This window comes from Aeromonas sp. FL131 (assembly GCF_049860615.1).
GTDB classification, from domain to species: Bacteria; Pseudomonadota; Gammaproteobacteria; order Enterobacterales; family Aeromonadaceae; genus Aeromonas; species Aeromonas hydrophila.
In genome coordinates, this window is sequence record NZ_CP187595.1 from 4,434,906 (window position 1) to 4,452,675 (window position 17,770).

A 17,770-nucleotide genomic window follows, 5' to 3' on the forward strand; every position below is an offset into this window, starting at 1 on the left:
TTACAGAGTTTTACACCATAGTTATACACATTTCTCGGCGTCGTTGTGGGTAACGGCGTAGAACAACTTATCCGGATCCATCTGTTAATAACCTGGTGGATAGCGATCTGGGGATAAGCGGGGAGATCAAGGCCTTTTTTACCGGATCTCCCGCTCCCGTTCAGGCGATCAATGCCAGCCAGTCCCGGATCCAGCCTTCAGCGGCATCTTCCGGGATCTCGTGCTGGGTCACGTCGATGTCGAGACGATCTCCAATCCGGCTGGCGCCGCACTCGGCCAGCAGTCGATCCAGCGTCTTGCCGCCCTGGCAAAAGGTGTCATAACTGCTGTCACCCAGCGCGATCACGCCATATTTCAATGTTTTAAGATCCGGATGCTGCTCGGCAAGATCCTTGGCGAAGGGCTGCAGGTTGTCCGGCACATCGCCGGCGCCGTGGGTGGAGGTGACCACCAGCAGTATGGCTTCGGGCTCGGCGAGCACCTCGGCCAGGCTGGCCGGATTGTGGATCTCGGCCTGATGGCCTGCCTGTTCCAGCAAGCTGGCGACGTGATCTGCAACATATTCGGCGGCTCCCAGCATGGAACCGACGACGAGATTGAGTTTGGCCATGTAATGGATCCTGATTTCTGGCAAAGCGAGGAAAAGCCGGATTCTACCGCCAAAGGGTGTGGATAAATATGGATAAAGCTTGGGGATAATGGATCCTCGGTGCTTTTTGCCCATCAATGGGGATCCCCGGCGCTCCGTTGACACCTTCTTGCCGACTGGCAGAAAAAGATCTGCTCCCCCTCTTCATATGCTGCTCAATCGACGCCTTGATACGTTAAGTAACAATGCAGATGCAAATGATTAGCAATTATTGAATCGATTCGATCATGGCTCCTGTAGTAGCATGTCGCTGCTTTATTCGCCTGAGGAACCGGGCTACCGGCATGACCGGGCACCAATAATAAGAAATCAGAAACAACTCATTGATATTTGAGACACTTACTATGATTGCGCAAAAAGACACCCCCATCGCAGCAATGCGAAAGAGAGGCGCACAGCAACTGTTGCCGCTCTCCTGCCTGTTGGCCAGCCTGCCCGTGCTGGCGGCCGAACCACCGAAAGAACTGCTCAAGGCCAGCGAGACCATGCTGGTCACCGGCACCGCCATGAAGGTGGAAGTGCCGATGGCCGAGACGCCTCGCGCCGTCTCCGTGGTCAACCGCGAGGACCTGGATCAGCACGCCGTGCAGCAGCTTGACGAGTCCCTGCGCTACCGCTCCGGCGTGCTCAGCGGCCTCTATGGCTCCGACAACAATACCGACTGGTTCAAGGTGCGTGGCTTCGATGCCGCCTCCTATCTGGACGGCAACCGCCTGTTCGGCACCGGTTACTATGTCTGGACGCCGGAGCCGTTCGGCCTGGAGAGCGTGGAAGTGCTGAAAGGACCAGCCTCGATCCTCTACGGCGAGGCGCCTCCCGGAGGCGTGATCAATGCCATCAGCAAGCGGCCTACCGCCGCCCCGCAGGGGCTGCTGGATCTGCAGCTCGGCAGCCGGGATCACCGCCAGATCGGGGTGGATGTCTCCGATGCGCTGACCGACAACAGCCGCTACCGCATGGTTGCTCTCTATAAAGAGCGTGACGGCGTGCTGGATGGCACTTACAACGATCGCGTCTATCTGGCGCCGAGCGTGACCTTCGATCTCTCGGATCGCACCAGCCTGACCCTGCTGGCCAGCTTCCTGCACGACGAAGGGGTGCCGACCAACGGCTTCTTCCCGGTTTACGGCACCCTCAATACCAGCGGTGGCCAGATCGATCCCAGCACCAACCTGAGCCAGCCGGATTACGATCGCAACCGTAACACCCAGATCTCCACCGGTTACGAGCTGGCCCACCAGCTCAACCAGACCTGGGAGTTCAAGCAGAACGTCCGCTTCAACTACAACGATCTGCTGCTGCGCCAGACCTATATATTCCCGACCTATGAAGGCACTACCGCCTTCCGCGGCCTGGTCTATCGCGATGGCACCACCAAGAGCGCCACCATGGACAACCAGATGGTGGGTTACTGGAACACCGACAGTACGGAACAGACCTTGCTGCTGGGGGTGGATCTGCAGCGCCATGTCAATGAAGGCCAGGAAGCCGACAACTACGGCATGGGCTCCATCAATACCATGAACCCGGATTACAGCGGCTTCCCCGGTTTTGATGAATCCACCGCCACCCACCAGAAGAGCACCAAGGGCCAGAGCGGTCTCTACGCCCAGCACCAGATCCGCTGGGACGATCGCTGGTTGCTGACCGGCGGTGGTCGCTTCGACTACGTGGAGACCCACAACATCAGCGAAGCCAAGGGCAAGAACGAGAAGCAGTATGATCACGAGCTCTCCCTCTCCGGCAGCCTGATGTACCTGGCCGACAACGGTCTCTCTCCTTATATTGCCTATGCCGAGTCGTTCGAGGTGCTGCCGGGGATCGACCCCAACACCAGCCAATCCTACAAGCCGCTCAAGGGCACCCTGTACGAGACCGGCGTCAAGTACGCGCCGAGTTTCCTCGATGGCTACATCAACCTGGCCCTGTTCGATCTGGAGCAGACCAACTCGCTGGTCTCCACCGGTTCCGGCCAGCAGACCCAGGCCGGTGAAGTGACCTCCCAGGGCGTCGAGCTGGAAGGGAGCGTGCAGGCCACCGAGGCGCTGCGCCTGACTGCCGCCTACACCTATACCGATGCCAAGACCAACGACACCGGCAAGGGCGATCGCCGTGCCAGTCTGATCCCGCGCCACCAGGCCTCCTTCTGGGGCAACTACAAGGTGCAGCAGGGTCCGGTCTCCGGTCTGGAACTGGGTAGCGGCGTGCGCTACGTCGGCTCCAGCGTCGGCATCGGTGCCGTGAATGCGGATTACACCCCCATCTATGGCTCGGCCGAGGTGCCGGCCCATACCGTATGGGATGCGATGATCGGGTATGACTTTGCCAAGAACTGGCGGGCTCAGCTCAATGTCAACAACCTGCTGGGTGATACCTACGTGGCCAGCTGCGACTACTACTGCTACTACGGCGAGCCGCGCAGCGTAGTGGGCAGCATCAACTACCGCTGGTAATCGAAGTGGGGCGGGAACCGGGTTCCCGCCCTTCTTTTCACCTGCAGTTGCTCTGATCTCTCTGGAATACCGGTCCGTTATGGAACTCTTGTCTCTGGTTTATCGCCAATATCGTTGGCCCTTCATCGCCATTACCCTGCTCAGCCTGCTCAGTGCCGTCAGCGGGATTGGTGTCATTGCCTTTATCAATCAGCCTCTCGTTGAATCCGTCGGCGATCCGCTGCCGGTGCTCGGTCAGCTGATCGGCCTCATTTTATTGCTGCTGGTGATCACGCTCGGCTCTCAGCTGGCGCTGACCACCCTCGGCCATCATTTCGTCTACCGGCTGCGCGGCCGCCTGCTCAAGCAGTTGCTGGATACCGATGTCGCCCGTCTGCGCCAGATTGGCCAGGGGCCGCTGCTGGCCTCCCTCTCCAGCGACATCGGCCAGATCACCATCGCCTTCGTGCGCCTGCCGGAGCTGGTGCAGGGGCTGGTGCTCACCTTGGGGTCGGCCCTCTACCTCGGCTGGCTGTCGCCGGCCCTGCTTGGCGTCACCACGCTCTGGGTCACCTTCACCATGGTGGTGGGCTGGCTGCTGGTGAACCGGGTCTATCGTCATCTCTCCCACATGCGTCAGGCCGAGGATCGGCTCTATCAGAACTATCAGGCCATCATCGCCGGCAGCAAGGAGCTGGCGCTCAACCGCGAGCGTGCCCACTTCGTCTACCACCAGCTTTATCAGCAGAATGCGCAGGAGTACCGCCAGCAGATCATCCGTGCCGACACCTATCACCTGAGCGCGGTGAACTGGTCGAATATCATGATGCTGGGGGCCATCGGCCTGGTCTTCTTCCTGGCCAACGGACTGGGCTGGGCCGACACCCGGGTGGCCGCCACCTTCGCGCTGACCCTGCTGTTCTTGCGTACCCCCTTGCTGCAGGGCATTGGCGCCCTGCCGACCCTGCTCTCTGCCCAGGTGGCGTTCGACAAGATTGCGGCCCTCAATCTGGCCGCGCCGGACGCCGACTTCCCGCTGCCGTCCGCGCCCCGCGCCTGGCAGCGCATCGAGTTGGAGCAGGTGATCTTTCACTATCAGGGGGAGGGCGGCTTTGCCGTCGGCCCTATCGATCTGGTCATCGAAAAGGGGGAGCAGATCTTCATCATCGGTGGCAACGGCTCCGGCAAGTCGACCCTGGCCATGCTGCTGACCGGCCTCTATCAACCGGTATCGGGCCGGATCCTGCTGGATGGGGAGCCGGTCACCGATCGCAACGCCTATCTGGCGCTCTTCTCCGCCATTTTCACCGACTATCACCTGTTCCAGCACCTGCTGGGGCCGGAACCCAAGGATGAGCTGGTGGCCGAGTGGCTGGAGCGGCTGCAGATGGGCAGCAAGCTCACCATCGAAGATGGCTTCATCGCCGATATCGACCTCTCCCAGGGGCAGCGCAAGCGAGTCGCCCTGCTGCTGGCGCTGGCCGAGCAGCGCGAGGTGATGCTGTTTGACGAGTGGGCCGCGGATCAGGATCCCCAGTTCCGCCGCATCTTCTATCAGCTGCTGCTGCCGCGCCTGAAGGAGATGGGCAAGACCGTGATCGCCATCAGCCACGACGATCTCTACTTCTCCCAGGCCGACCGGCTGCTGGAGATGCGCCAGGGCCGGCTCAGCGAGCTGACCGGCGAGCGGCGCGAGCAGGTGAGCCGCGATGCGGTCGCCCATCTGGATTGTGACTTGAATGCAGAGGTGCCGGTTTGAACCCGGCCAACAGGAACCGCTTATGTTTGAGATGAAATCAGCCAGCTTCGCGGTCAATGACCGCACGCTGCTGCACCCCACCGATCTCTGTTTTGAGCAGGGCAAGGTCTATGGCCTCATCGGCCACAACGGTTCGGGCAAATCCACCCTGCTCAAGCTGCTGGCACGTCAGCAGCCGCTCAGTGACGGCGAGATCCGGTTCGATGACAAGCCGCTGCCGGCGTGGGGGGCGCGCGACTTCGCCCGTCAGGTGGCCTATCTGCCCCAGCATCTGCCGAGCGCCGAAAACCTGCTCGGGCGGGAGCTGGTGGAGATGGGTCGCTACCCCTGGCGCGGCCTGCTGGGCCGGATGGGGGTGGAGGATCACCGCCAGGTCGAACGGGCCATCGCGCTGACCCATACCGAACGCTTTGCCGACCGGCTGGTGGATACGCTCTCCGGCGGCGAGCGGGGGCGGGTGTGGCTGGCCATGCTGCTGGCCCAGGAGAGCCGTTTCATCCTGCTGGACGAGCCGCTGGCCGCGTTGGACGTAGCCCATCAGGTGGAGGTGCTCACGCTGGTCAAGCAGTTGAGCCGTCAGCTCAAGCTCGGGGTCATCATCGTCATTCACGACATCAACATGGCCTCCCGTTTCTGCGATCGGCTGGTGGCGCTGCACTCCGGCCGCCTGCTCACCCACGGCGAACCCGAGCAGATCATGACCGGCGAGACCCTGCACGCCATTTATGGCATACCGATGGAGGTCATTCGCCACCCGGCCCATGACCACGCCATCGCCATCGTTTAGATAAGGCTTGTTATCTCGATGCTCTTATTCAAGAAAGTTGGCTGGTTCTGCTGCCTCTTGGCTCCGCTCATGTTGCAGGCCGAGCCAGTGATGCTTGCCGCAGCAGACCACCCTCAAGCCGATGCTGTGAAGTCGGTACCCCTCATTGCCACCGTCGACTGGACCATAGCCGAAACCCTGCTGGCACTCGGGGTGACGCCGCTGGCGGTGGGGGATGTCGGCTCCTACCGCGCCTGGGTCGGCGAACCGCTGCTGCCGGCCGCCGTGGTGGATATCGGCCAGCGCGCCCAGCCCAACCGCGAGCTGCTGGCCGAGCTGAAACCCGATCGCATCCTCATCTCGCCGCTGGCGGCCCCGCTGGCGCCGACCCTCTCCCGCATCGCGCCGGTGCAATCCATCGCGCTCTACGAACCGGATGTCGATCTGTGGCAGCGGCTGCACGAGGCGACCCTGACCATCGCCGCACTGGTGAACAAGACCGCCGAGGCCGAGCAACTGCTGGCCAGGCTGGACCAGGATCTGGCTCAGATGCGGGCCACATTACCCGAAGATCTGCCGCCCCTGCTGGTTGTGCAGTTCATCGATGAGCGCCATGTGCGGGTATTTGGCCGCCACAGCCTGTTCGCGGCGGTGATGCAGCGGCTCGGCCTGCGCAATGGCTGGCAGGGGGAAACCAATGCCTGGGGCTTTGCCGTGGCCAGCCTGGAGCAGTTGATGGCGCTGCCGCAAGCGCGGCTGGTGGTGGTCGATCCGATCCCGGTCGGGGTGAGCGAGCGGCTGCAGGAGCCCGGTCTGTGGCAGCAGCTGCCACAGGTGAGGGCGGCGGCCGTGCTGCATCTGCCCGCGGTGTGGAGTTTTGGTGGCGTGCTGGCGGCGCGTCGCTTCGCCGTGCAGCTCAGTACTGCGCTGCAGCAGGATGGGCAAAGCGGGGAGGGGTTGTGATGAACCGGATTTTTCCGTCGCCGCTGCGGCTTCCCGTCAGCCTGCTGCTGGGGCTGACGCTGGCGCTAGCCGGTTGGGAGCTGGCCGGTCAGTTGCCGGTGGCGCGTTGGCTGGCGGCCCTGCTGTCGCCAGATCTGACCGATGCCAGTCAGGCGGTGGTCCACTTCAGCTGGCTGCCTCGTCTTGCCATCTGCTTGCTGGCCGGCGCCGCCTTCGGGCTGGCCGGTACCCTGATGCAGCAGGTGCTGCGCAACCCGCTGGCCTCGCCCACCACCCTGGGGGTGGCCTCCGGCGCCCAGCTGGCGCTGATGATGGTGACCCTGTTTGCTCCCTCCTGGCTGCTGCTGGGGCGGGAGTGGATCGCCATGGCCGGCGGCAGCCTCGCCATGGGGCTAGTGTTTGCCCTGGCCTGGCGTCGCCAGCTCAATCCAGTGGTCATCGTTTTTGCCGGGCTGGTGATCAACCTCTATCTGGCGGCCATCAGCATGGGGCTTCTGCTGTTCTTCCAGGAGGAGCTGAAAGGCTTGCTGGTGTGGGGCAGTGGCTCGCTGGTGCAGAACAGCTGGAGCGGGGTGAGCTACCTGCTGCCCCGTCTGCTGCTGGCCGGCGTGCTGGCCGCGGTGCTGGTGCGCCCGCTGGCGGTGCTGGAGCTGGATGATGCCAGCGCCCGCAGCCTGGGGGTCTCCCTTCAACACCTGCGTTTCGCCGGGCTGGGGCTGGCGGTGTTCGTCACCGCCTGCGTGGTGAGCGTGGTGGGGCTGATCGGCTTCATCGGGTTGGCCGCGCCCGCCCTGGTGCGCTTGCTGGGGGTGAGAAAACTGGCCCTGCGGCTGCTGTGGGCCTCGGTACTGGGTTCTCTGCTGCTGGCGGCTACCGATCTGCTGCTGCAATCCCTGAGCCGCAGCGGCTCTGTGCTCATCCCGACCGGTGCCATGACGGCCCTGCTGGGGGCGCCACTGCTGCTGTGGCTGATCCCGCGCCTGGGTATCAAATCGGGCACGCCGAAGGCGAATGCTGCCCTGCTGGTGGCCCGCCACCCGGCACCGGCCCGCCTTGTCGGCCTGATGTTGATGGGGCTGGTATTGGCGGTGATCGCCTCCCTGCTGTTTGGACAGGGGATGGACGGCTGGCACTGGCCGAGCTGGCTGCGCTGGCAGGCCCAGCTGGAGTGGCGGCTGCCGCGCACCCTGGCGGCCGGTGCGGCGGGCATGCTGCTGGCGCTGGCGGGCACCCTGCTGCAACGGGTCAGCAGCAACCCCATGGCGAGCCCCGAGCTGCTGGGGGTGAGTGGTGGCACCTTCATGGGGGTGATTGCCACGGCGCTGCTGCTGCCCGCACTGCCGCTGCCCATGATGCTGGCCGGCGGCCTGCTCGGTGCCTTCGGTTGTCTGCTGCTGTTGCTGCTGGTCAATCGCAGCCACGGCTTCCAGCCGGAGCGGCTGCTGCTCTCCGGCATCGCCATCACGGCGCTGTTCGAGCCGCTGCAGGCCATCGCGCTGGCCAACGGTGACCTGCGGGTGCAGCAACTGCTCTCCTGGATGTCCGGCTCCACCTATTACGTCACCCTGCCGATTGCCGGCGGGTTGGTCGTGCTGGCGCTGACGCTGCTGGCAGCCTGCCTGCTGCTCAGTCGCTGGCTCGATCTGCTGCCGATGGGGCCGGCGGTGGCCGCCGCGCTCGGCATTCGGCTCAACCGGGCTCAGCTCGCCATCCTGCTGCTGGTGGCCGTGCTGACCGCCAGCGCGACCCTGGTGGTGGGACCGCTCTCCTTCGTCGGTCTGCTGGCACCGCACATGGCCAAGCTGATGGGGTTGGTGCGGGCACGCTGGCATCTGCTCGGTGCCGCCGTCTTCGGCGCCCTGCTGATGGTGTCAGCGGACTGGATCGGCCAGCAGATCCTGTTCCCGCAGGAGGTACCGGTAGGGCTGGTCTCCACCTTGTTAGGGGGCGCTTACTTCATGTGGTGCCTACGCCGCCTGTAGGTTGGTGGATGAAAAATGCACAAAAAAAGCCCGGGATGAACCCGGGCTTTTCATTGCCTGCCGTGCAGGCTTACTTGCCGATGCAGAAGCTGGAGAAGATGCGACCCAGCAGATCGTCGGAGCTGAACTCACCGGTTATCTCGGAGAGGGACTCCTGCGCCAGGCGCAGCTCTTCGGCCACCAGCTCGCCGGCCACGAACACCTCCAGCTGCTCCTTGGCCACCAGCAGCCGTTCGGCGGCGCGCTCCAGCGCATCCAGGTGGCGGCGGCGGGCCATGAAGCCCCCCTCGGTGTTGCCCTGGAAGCCCATGCAGGCCTTCAGGTGCTCGCGCAGGGCGGGCAGCCCCAGCTCGGTCTTGGCGGAGATGCGATAGACGGCGTGGCCCTGCTCCTGACTCGGAGCCAGATCTTCGCCGGTCAGGTCGGCCTTGTTGCGCACCACGGTGAGGCCGATCTTTTTTGGCAACCGATCAACAAATTCCGGCCAGATCTCCCGCGGGTCGACCGCAGCCGTGGTGGTGCCATCCACCATGAACAGCACCCGATCGGCCTGCTCAATCTCGGCCCAGGCACGTTCGATGCCGATCTGCTCCACCTTGTCCTGGGTATCGCGCAGGCCGGCGGTGTCGATGATGTGCAGCGGCATGCCATCCAGATGGATGTGCTCGCGCAGCACGTCGCGGGTGGTGCCGGCGATCTCGGTGACGATGGCCGACTCGCGGCCGGCCAGGGCGTTGAGCAGGCTCGATTTGCCGGCGTTGGGGCGGCCGGCTATCACCACCTTCATCCCTTCCCGCAGCAGGGCGCCCTGCTTGGCTTCCCCGCGTACGTCATCGAGCTCCGCCATGATGGCGTAGAGATCGCCCGCCACCTTGCCGTCGGAGAGAAAATCGATCTCCTCGTCCGGGAAGTCGATGGCGGCCTCCACATAGATACGCAACCGGGTGAGGCTCTCCACCAGCTGCTGGATCTTGCCGGAGAACTGCCCCTGCAGGGAGTGCATGGCACTGCGGGCCGCCTGCTCGCTGGAAGCTTCGATAAGGTCGGCGATGGCCTCGGCCTGGGCCAGATCCAGCTTGTCGTTCATGAAGGCGCGTTCGCTGAACTCGCCGGGGCGGGCAGGGCGCAGCCCTTTGATCTGTAGGATGCGGCGTACCAGCATGTCCATGATCACCGGACCTCCATGGCCCTGCAGTTCCAGCACATCTTCGCCGGTGAAGCTGTTGGGAGCCTTGAACAGCAGGGCGATGCCCTGATCCAGCGGCTGGCCTTGCTCATCCCTGAACGGCAGATATTCGGCATAACGCACCCGGGGGAGCTTGCCGAGCACTATCTCGGCGACCTGTTCGGCGGCGGGACCGGAGACGCGGACTATGCCGACGCCACCCCGGCCGGGGGCGGTGGCCTGGGCCACGATGGTATCTGTAGTCATCTTGCTTGGCTCATTTGTTCGCTGATGGTTCACAGCAGTGGGGTCATTGTAATAAAAAAGGCGGCCCGAAGGCCGCCTCTTTTGTTATCCATCTTGCCATCTGGAGCGATTAGCTGCGGGTATGCAGGCCTTTCTTCTCCAGCTGACGGTAGATGATGGTCTGCTGGGTAATGGAGATGACGTTACTCACCAGCCAGTACAGGGTCAGACCTGCCGGGAACCAGAGGAACATGAAAGTGAAGATGATCGGCATGAACTGCATCACTTTCTGCTGCATCGGGTCGGTGATGGTGGTCGGGCTCATCTTCTGCAGGTACCACATGGACGCACCCATGAGGATCGGCAGTACGAAGAAGGGGTCCTTCACCGACAGGTCGGTGATCCACAGGGCGAACGGCGCGTGGCGCAGCTCAACGGATTCCATCAGTGCCCAGTAGAGGGCGATGAAGATCGGCATCTGCACCAGGATCGGCAGACAGCCACCCAGCGGGTTGACCTTCTCCTTCTTGTACAGCTCCATCATGCCCTGAGACATCTTCTGGCGATCGTCGCCGAAGCGCTCACGCAGTGCGGCCAGCTTGGGCTGCAGCATGCGCATCTTGGCCATGGAGGTGTACTGGGCCTTGGTCAGCGGGAACATGATGCCGCGTACCAGCAGGGTCAGCATGATGATGGCCACACCCCAGTTCTGGACGAAACCGTGGAACACGGTCAGCAGCCAGTGCAGCGGTTGGGCGATGAACCAGAGCCAGCCGTAGTCGACGGTCAGGTCGAGGTGGTTTGCCACCTTGGCCATCTGGTCTTGCAGCTTGGGACCGACCCACAGCTTGCTGGTCACTTCGGCTTGCTGGCCGGCAGCCACGTCAACCAGCGGCGCCTTGTAGCCGATGATGGCCTGGTCTTTGCCAGGGATCACGCGGCTGTAGAAGCTGTTGGTATCGTCGGCATTCGGTGCCCAGGCAGAGACGAAGTAGTGTTGCAGCATGGCGACCCAACCACCCTTGGTGGTCTTGTTCAGGTCGGCATCCTTCATCTCGTCGAAGGTGTACTTCTTGTAGCGGGTATCTTCGCTGGAGAAGGCACCACCACGGTAGGCACTGGCCACCATGGCATGACCCTGCTGGTCTTTCGGGGTAGTCACGGTCTGCTTCAGCTGACCGTAGAACTGTACCTGGACCGGCTCGGCGGACTTGTTGTCGATCTTGTAATCGACGCCAACGGCGTAGTCACCACGCTTGAGGACGAACTCCTTGGTGAAGACCACGCCCTTGCTGTCGGTCCAGGTCATCGGTACGACGACTTGATCCTGACCATCGGCCAGCTGGTAGCTGGTCTGGGCGGCTTCGTAGGTGGGACGACCCTGGGCCTGGCTGTCAGGACCATTGCGACCAACCAGACCGCTCTGGGCAACGTAGAGGTGCTCAGGTTGGCTGGTCAGCAGTACGAACGGTTGATCCTTGCCTTCTTCCAGCTTGTGGGCCAGCAGATCGGCAGAGACGATGTCGCCACCCTGGGTATCCAGGGTCAGCTTGAGCACGTCGGAGGAGACGGTGATCAGCTTGCGTGCGGTGTTCGCATTGGCTTGCTCGGAAACCTGAGGAATATCACCGGTCTGACCGGCTTCAGGTACGAAATGTTCGGTTTGGGCCACGGTAGTCGGGGCCGGCTTCGGAGCCTTGTCGGACTCCCACTGTTGCCAGAGCAAAAAGCTCACGAACAGCAAACCGATCAGGATGAGATTGCGTTGTGATTCCATAGTCTTCAGTTTCTTCGCTTTGGTTGCGGAACCGGGTCATAACCACCCTCGGATAAGGGATGGCATTTTAATAGACGTTTGCTGGCTAACCAAACGCCTTTTATGAAACCGTGAAGTCGGATTGCTTCTATCGCAAATTGGGAACAAGTCGGAGTGAAACGGCAGCGCGGCCCGAGCAGCGGGCTAATGATTAGCTGATACAGGCGTATCAGTTTGACAGCTACCCATTGCAACGGCGTGACAGAGTGCGCCATAGCTTTTCCAGTAACTTGAACAGTTCCTCGTTATCCATCTCTTTCACACCGGCCTTGGCGATCACGACGATGTCGATAGCGGGCAGATTGGCCTGATTGAGGCGGAAACTTTCCCGAACCACCCGTTTTACACGGTTGCGCCAGACGGCACGCTTGAGTGCTTTTTTGGGCACAGCGAGACCAAGGCGAGGATGTTCGAGGGTATTGGGACAGGCGAGAAGCGTAATTTGCGGAGAAGCGGCCCGGACAGGCTCGGCGAAAACGCGTTTGAAGTGTTCGGGAGTTAACAGACGTAACTCCCGAGAAAAGGCGTGCTGGGTAGGCATTAGACTACCAGGCGGGCACGACCCTTGGCACGACGAGCGGCCAGAACTTTACGACCGTTGGCAGTTGCCATGCGGGCGCGGAAACCGTGAGAGCGCTTGCGCTTCAGGTTGGACGGTTGAAAAGTACGTTTCATGATTCGATTCCGTATTTCTGTACAGTTTTGATTGTCACACTTAGCCGACGCGCCAGCTATAGCGTGTGACGACTAGCAAAAGAGGCCGAATTCTAAACAGAGTTCGGCTTTTAGTCAATCCGCCGTTCCCTCTCTTCCTGCCCTGACCTTGCAAAGGCCCGAACCGGCAGTGAGGATCCAGAGGATCGAGGGCTCCGGATTATACTGGCAACCCGGTGTTTAACAAGGATCCTCCAATAAAAAAGGCGGCAATGCCGCCAAAGAGAGAGCTATTTAAGCACTTTGCGCAGGAACTCCCGGGTGCGGGGATCCTGCGGATCGACCAATATCTGATCCGGCGGGCCCTGTTCCACGATCCGGCCCCCCTCCATGAAGATCACCCGATCGGCAACATCTCGAGCAAATTCAATCTCATGGGTTACCACCACCATGGTCTGGTGCTGGCGGGCCAGCTCCTTCATCAGGCCCAGTACCTCGTCGACCCACTCGGGGTCGAGCGCCGACGTGGGCTCGTCAAACAGGATCACCTTGGAGTGTGCGGCCATGGCCCGGCCGATGCCGACCCGTTGTTGCTGACCGCCCGACAGGGAAGCCGGATAGGCGTCCTGCTTGTCGGCGAGGCCGATGTCTTTGAGGATGCCGAGGGCGGTGGCACGGGCCTCTGCCTTCGGCTGTTTCCAGACGGTGATCAGCCCTTCGGCGATGTTGTCCAGCGCCGTCTTGTTGGCGAACAGGGCGTAGTTCTGGAACACGAAGGAGGCCCGCTTGCGCAGCTCTATCGCCTGCTGCTCGCTGGCCCTGGCCAGGTTGAGCTGCAGATCGTCGATGGCGAGGCTGCCGGCATCCGGGGTCTCCAGCAGGTTGAGGCAGCGCAGCAGGGTCGACTTGCCGGTGCCGGAGGGGCCGATGATGACCACTATCTCCCCCTTTTTCACCTCCAGATCGATGCTGTTCAGCACCTGATTGCCGTCATATGCCTTGGACAGGCCGGTTAACTTGATCATGATGGCCCTCCTTTAATAGGCACGGTTGAGACGGACTTCCAGCAGATGCTGCAAGCGGGTAAAGAAGATCACCACCACCCAGTAGACCAGCGCCACCGCCATGAAGCTCTCGAAGAACTTGAAGGAGGAGGAGGCTTCCATCTGCGCCTTGCCCATGATCTCGGCCACCCCCAGGGTAAAGGCCAGCGAGGTGCTCTTGATCATGTCGATGAAGTAGTTCATCAGCGACGGGGTAGCGATGCGAGCCGCCTGCGGCAATATGATCCGCTGCATCGCCTGGTAGCGGCTCATGCCGATACTGAGGGCGGCTTCCATCTGGCTCTTGTGGATGCCGATGATGGAGGCGCGGATCGATTCGGCCATGTAGGCTGCGAAGTGCAGGGTCAGGCCGACGATGGCGGCGGTAAAGGCATCCATTCCCACGAAGATGGGGAACAGCTGCGGCAGCCCGTAATAGAGCAGGAACAGCTGGACGAGTAGCGGTGTACCCCGGAAAAACGAGATATAGAGCATCGCCAGCCAGTGGATCACGGGAACGCGAAACACCCGTACTATCGCCAGGGCCAGCGACAGTACGAGTGCCAAGACGAATCCCCACAGGGCCATCTCCATCGTGGTGCCCAGATATTTGAGCAGGATGGGAAACAGCCCCAGCGTGTATTCGAGGTCAAATTCCATCATTTATTTGTCGGTGATGTCGGAAGCGAACCATTTTTCAGAGATCTGACGCAGGGAACCGTCCTTGCGCATGGCGGTGAGGGAATCGTCGACCTTCTTCAGCAGCGCCTGCTTTTCAGGAGTCTTCAGGAAGGGCAGGGCGTTCTCGATGGTTTCGAACGGTGCGCCGGCCTGCTGCAGCGGTAGCTTGGACTCTTTGATCAGCTGGGCGGTGGAGACGCGGTCCATCACGAAGGCGTCGATCCGGCCCAGGGCAACATCCTGCTCGAAGGCGGAGTCATAGGTGCGGATGTCGATCTTCTTGTTCGGGTCGTTCTTGCGCAGCAGCTCTTCGAAGTTGGAGCCCAGGTTCACCGCCACCTTCTTGCCTTCCAGATCCTTGATGCCGTGGATGGTGCTGTTGCCCTTGCGGACCACGATCTGGGCGCCGTCATAGACGTAGGGCTGGGAGAAGGCGTACTTGGCCTTGCGCTCGTCGGTGATGGTGATCTGGTTGGAGATGGTATCGACGCGGCCGGTTTCCAGCATGCCGAACAGGCCGGAGAAGCTGGCGGTCACGAATTCGACCTTGTAGCCGGTGCGTTCACCGATCTGGTTCCACATATCCACCTCGAAGCCCTGCAGCTTGTCCTGCTTGACGAAGGTGAACGGGAAGTACTTGCCGGACATGCCGACCTTGATGGTTTCCTGGGCGATGGCTTGACCGGACAGGGCGGCCAGCAAAATGGCAGCGCCGGAGACCAGCTTGATGGATGACGTCATGGGGATTCCTCTCTCTCTGTTGTTCTGTATTTTTAGTTGTAAACACTGGATTTGCGCTGATGTTATTGGAATAAAAGCTAAAGAATAAATGATATTTGGTTATATAAAATAACCGCTTCAGGTCTGGATCTTTGGTGCCCGTGTCGATGGATCTGGCTGTGGGTAACTTTGGGGATGAAATCGGATTCGGCGTTGCTGGATCCTTGAAAGTCAAGGATCTTATTTGCTGGATCCGCGAGGTCGCGGCTAGAGATCCAGCCGCTAAAAACGTAGAATAGCCGGTCTTTAGTTAATCAATCGACGGGAGTTTAGAGTGACTGCTTCGCTATGGCAGCAGTGCCTTAACCGGCTGCAAGATGAGTTGCCCTCGGCAGAATTCAGCATGTGGATCCGGCCGCTTCAAGCGGAGTTGAGTGACAATACTCTGACCCTGTATGCACCGAATCGCTTTGTTCTGGACTGGGTTCGAGACAAGTATCTCATCCGGGTGAACGGCATCATCAATGAACTCTGCGGGGTCGACGGCCCCACTCTGCGTTTTGACATCGGTAATCGTCCCCATCCCGTCGCGGTCGCCAGAGCGCCAGCGCGGGGTGCGGATCCTGTGAATAACTCGCAGAAGAGCTGGGAAAGCAAGGCCGAGGCCAAACCCGAGCCGAACCACAAGAGCAACACCAACGTGAACTATACCTTCGAGAATTTCGTCGAAGGTAAGTCCAACCAGTTGGCCCGTGCGGCTGCCCGTCAGGTTGCCGACAATCCGGGCGGGGCCTACAACCCGCTGTTCCTCTATGGCGGCACCGGTCTGGGCAAAACCCACCTGCTGCATGCCGTCGGCAACGCCATCAAGGAGCGCAAGCAGGACGCCAAGGTCATCTACATGCACTCCGAACGGTTTGTGCAGGACATGGTGAAGGCGCTGCAGAATAACGCCATTGAAGAGTTCAAGCGTTATTACCGTAGCGTCGATGCCCTGCTCATCGATGACATCCAGTTCTTTGCCAACAAGGAGCGCTCCCAGGAGGAGTTCTTCCACACCTTCAACGCCCTGCTCGAAGGCAACCAGCAGATCATCCTGACCTCGGATCGTTATCCGAAGGAGATCAACGGGGTGGAAGATCGTCTCAAGTCCCGCTTCGGCTGGGGCCTGACGGTGGCGATCGAACCGCCGGAGCTGGAAACCCGGGTGGCGATCCTGATGCGCAAGGCGGACGAGAACCAGATCCACCTGCCGGACGAAGTGGCCTTCTTCATCGCCAAGCGGCTGCGCTCCAACGTGCGCGAGCTGGAAGGTGCCCTCAACCGGGTGATCGCCAACGCCAACTTTACCGGTCGGGCGATCAATATCGACTTCGTGCGCGAAGCGCTGCGCGACCTGCTGGCGCTGCAGGAGAAGCTGGTCACCATCGACAACATCCAGAAGACGGTGGCGGAGTACTACAAGATCAAGCTGGCGGATCTGCTCTCCAAGCGGCGTTCCCGCTCCGTTGCCCGCCCACGCCAGCTGGCGATGGCGCTGGCCAAGGAGCTGACCAACCATAGCTTGCCGGAGATTGGTGATGCCTTTGGTGGTCGTGACCACACTACCGTGCTTCATGCCTGCCGCAAGATCGAGCAGCTGAAGGAAGAGAGTCACGACATCAAGGAAGACTATTCCAACCTGATCCGTACCCTTTCTTCCTGACAACGGAACGGAGTGGACAGATGCAGTTCGAATATTCCAACCTGATCCGAACCTTTTCCTCCTAATAACAACGGAGAGCACAGATGCAGCTCGAAATTAGCCGTGAGGCCCTGTTACGTCCTCTGCAACTGGTGTCCGGTGCCCTCGGTGGCCGGCCGACCCTGCCAATCCTCGGCAACGTGCTGCTGGATGTCAGCAACGGTCTGCTGTCACTGACCGGGACCGACCTCGAAGTGGAGATGATCGGTCAGGTCTATCTCAACAGCGACAGTCAGGATGGCCGCACCACAGTGCCGGCGCGCAAGCTGCTGGACATCTGCCGCGGTCTGCCGGAGGGGGCGGACATTCGCCTCAATACCGAAGGCGAGCGCCTGATCATCCGTTCCGGCCGCTCCCGCTTCAACCTGTCGACCCTGCCGGCTACCGAATACCCGAACATCGAGGATTGGGAATCCGTGCTCGAGTTCGACATCGGCCAGCTGGAGCTGAAGAAGCTGATCGATGCCACCCAGTTCTCCATGGCCAGCCAGGACGTGCGTTACTACCTGAATGGCATGCTGTTCGAGAGCGAGGGCCACGGCCTGCGTACCGTGGCGACCGACGGTCACCGGCTGGCGACCTGCCGCCGCGAGGTGGTAACGGAATCGCTGCCCGATCATCAGGTCATCCTGCCGCGCAAGGGCGTGCTGGAACTGGTGCGCCTGCTGGAAGCGGAAGACAAGCCGGTACGGCTGCAGATCGGCCGCAGCAACCTGCGTGCCGCCCTCGACGGCTTCATCTTCACCTCCAAGCTGGTGGACGGCCGCTTCCCGGACTGGCGCCGCGTCATTCCGCGCAACAGCGACAAGGCCCTGATCGCCGGTCGTGAGGATCTGCGCCAGGCCTTTGCCCGTGCCGCCATCCTCTCCAACGAGAAATTCCGTGGGGTGCGTCTCAATCTGCAGGAAAACCTGCTGCGCATCACCGCCAACAACCCGGAACAGGAAGAAGCCGAAGAGCTGCTTGACGTACAATACGAAGCCGGCGAGATGGAGATTGGTTTCAACGTCTCTTATGTGCTGGACGTGCTGAATACGTTAAAATGTGACCAAATCCGGATCAGCCTGAGCGATTCCATCAGCAGCGCCATTATTGAGGATTTTGACAGTCAGGATGCTCAGTACGTGGTAATGCCGATGCGGATCTAGTC

General features: G+C 61.3%; 16 protein-coding genes. 7 read left to right on the plus strand and 9 right to left on the minus strand.

Annotated features, from left to right (window positions below; translation table 11 throughout):
• Positions 1–160: 160 nt before the first annotated feature.
• Complete coding sequence (gene mioC / locus ACPW75_RS20655; RefSeq protein WP_029302499.1) at positions 161–610, minus strand: FMN-binding protein MioC; 450 nt, start codon at positions 608–610, stop codon at positions 161–163.
• A 383-nt stretch (positions 611–993) separates the two neighbouring features.
• Between mioC and ACPW75_RS20660 the strand changes: the two genes are divergently transcribed.
• From ACPW75_RS20660 to fhuB, 5 genes are all read left to right on the plus strand, one after another.
• Entirely contained in the window at positions 994–3,102 is a 2,109-nt protein-coding gene (locus ACPW75_RS20660; RefSeq protein WP_179101426.1) for a TonB-dependent siderophore receptor, read from the plus strand.
• 79 nt (positions 3,103–3,181) lie between these two features.
• A complete protein-coding gene (locus tag ACPW75_RS20665) occupies positions 3,182–4,840 on the plus strand; it encodes a multidrug ABC transporter permease/ATP-binding protein (RefSeq protein WP_077096333.1) in 1,659 nt (552 codons plus the stop codon).
• A 22-nt stretch (positions 4,841–4,862) separates the two neighbouring features.
• Positions 4,863–5,627 carry an ATP-binding cassette domain-containing protein gene (locus ACPW75_RS20670; RefSeq protein WP_039214120.1) on the plus strand — a complete coding sequence of 255 codons (765 nt, stop codon included), beginning with the start codon at positions 4,863–4,865 and terminating at the stop codon, positions 5,625–5,627.
• An 18-nt stretch (positions 5,628–5,645) separates the two neighbouring features.
• Positions 5,646–6,569, plus strand: a complete 924-nt coding sequence (locus tag ACPW75_RS20675) for an ABC transporter substrate-binding protein (protein ID WP_077096334.1) — start codon at positions 5,646–5,648, stop codon at positions 6,567–6,569.
• Positions 6,569–8,551: a Fe(3+)-hydroxamate ABC transporter permease FhuB gene (fhuB, locus tag ACPW75_RS20680; RefSeq protein ID WP_077096335.1), complete on the plus strand. Its 1,983-nt coding sequence runs from the start codon at positions 6,569–6,571 to the stop codon at positions 8,549–8,551. Before ACPW75_RS20675 ends, fhuB begins: the two co-directional genes overlap by 1 nt.
• 70 nt (positions 8,552–8,621) lie before the next feature.
• Here fhuB and mnmE read toward each other — a convergent pair whose 3' ends face one another.
• The 8 genes from mnmE to ACPW75_RS20720 form a co-directional block, all read right to left on the minus strand.
• Positions 8,622–9,983 carry a tRNA uridine-5-carboxymethylaminomethyl(34) synthesis GTPase MnmE gene (gene mnmE / locus ACPW75_RS20685; protein ID WP_029302505.1) on the minus strand — a complete coding sequence of 454 codons (1,362 nt, stop codon included), beginning with the start codon at positions 9,981–9,983 and terminating at the stop codon, positions 8,622–8,624.
• A gap of 109 nt (positions 9,984–10,092) precedes the next feature.
• Positions 10,093–11,739, minus strand: coding sequence for a membrane protein insertase YidC (yidC, locus tag ACPW75_RS20690; RefSeq protein ID WP_011707925.1), 1,647 nt, complete (start codon positions 11,737–11,739; stop codon positions 10,093–10,095).
• Positions 11,740–11,744: 5 nt separating this feature from the next.
• Complete coding sequence (gene yidD, locus ACPW75_RS20695) at positions 11,745–11,993, minus strand: membrane protein insertion efficiency factor YidD (RefSeq protein WP_010635605.1); 249 nt, start codon at positions 11,991–11,993, stop codon at positions 11,745–11,747.
• A complete protein-coding gene (rnpA, locus tag ACPW75_RS20700; RefSeq protein ID WP_016352406.1) occupies positions 11,960–12,319 on the minus strand; it encodes a ribonuclease P protein component in 360 nt (119 codons plus the stop codon). The genes yidD and rnpA overlap by 34 nt, the downstream gene beginning before the upstream one ends.
• The gene (rpmH, locus tag ACPW75_RS20705; protein ID WP_005307156.1) at positions 12,319–12,453 is read right to left on the minus strand and encodes a 50S ribosomal protein L34; all 135 of its coding nucleotides are present in this window, start codon (positions 12,451–12,453) and stop codon (positions 12,319–12,321) included. Before rpmH ends, rnpA begins: the two co-directional genes overlap by 1 nt.
• Before the next feature lie 269 nt (positions 12,454–12,722).
• The gene (locus tag ACPW75_RS20710) at positions 12,723–13,457 is read right to left on the minus strand and encodes an amino acid ABC transporter ATP-binding protein (RefSeq protein WP_016352407.1); all 735 of its coding nucleotides are present in this window, start codon (positions 13,455–13,457) and stop codon (positions 12,723–12,725) included.
• 12 nt (positions 13,458–13,469) lie between these two features.
• On the minus strand, positions 13,470–14,138 hold the full coding sequence (locus tag ACPW75_RS20715) for an amino acid ABC transporter permease (protein WP_011707929.1): 669 nt from the start codon (positions 14,136–14,138) through the stop codon (positions 13,470–13,472).
• Positions 14,139–14,897: an amino acid ABC transporter substrate-binding protein gene (locus tag ACPW75_RS20720; protein WP_077096336.1), complete on the minus strand. Its 759-nt coding sequence runs from the start codon at positions 14,895–14,897 to the stop codon at positions 14,139–14,141.
• Between the two features lie 313 nt (positions 14,898–15,210).
• Between ACPW75_RS20720 and dnaA the strand changes: the two genes are divergently transcribed.
• Both dnaA and dnaN read left to right on the plus strand, forming a co-directional pair.
• Complete coding sequence (gene dnaA, locus ACPW75_RS20725) at positions 15,211–16,581, plus strand: chromosomal replication initiator protein DnaA (RefSeq protein ID WP_005307141.1); 1,371 nt, start codon at positions 15,211–15,213, stop codon at positions 16,579–16,581.
• Positions 16,582–16,664: 83 nt separating this feature from the next.
• Entirely contained in the window at positions 16,665–17,768 is a 1,104-nt protein-coding gene (gene dnaN / locus ACPW75_RS20730) for a DNA polymerase III subunit beta (RefSeq protein ID WP_011704048.1), read from the plus strand.
• Positions 17,769–17,770 lie beyond the last annotated feature (2 nt).